At 60.5% G+C, this 314-nt stretch carries 1 protein-coding gene; it reads left to right on the top strand.

Annotated elements, in window-relative coordinates:
* A partial coding sequence (locus tag NBA72_RS24245) for a sodium ion-translocating decarboxylase subunit beta (RefSeq protein WP_439005047.1) occupies nucleotides 1-314 on the top strand: 314 nt, incomplete at both ends.

Below are 314 nucleotides of genomic sequence, written 5' to 3'. Positions count from 1 at the left end.
CCGTTAATCCAGCCGCCGATTATGAAGGCGCTGACCACGGAGACGGAGCGGAAAATCCGCATGGTGCAGCTGCGCACCGTCAGCAAGCGGGAAAAAATCCTCTTCCCGGTGGTGCTGCTCATGCTGGTGGCCCTGCTGTTGCCGGACGCCGCACCGCTGCTGGGGATGTTCTGCTTTGGCAATCTGATGCGTGAAAGCGGGGTGGTGGAGCGTCTGAGCGACACGGTACAGAACGGTCTGATTAATATCGTCACCATCTTCCTCGGGCTGTCGGTGGGCGCGAAGCTGGTGGCGGATAAGTTCCTGCAGCCGCA

It is taken from the genome of Salmonella sp. NW1250 (assembly GCF_051812965.1).
In the GTDB taxonomy this organism is placed as follows: Bacteria; Pseudomonadota; Gammaproteobacteria; order Enterobacterales; family Enterobacteriaceae; genus Salmonella; species Salmonella enterica.
This window is presented reverse-complemented; position numbering and strand designations above follow the sequence as displayed.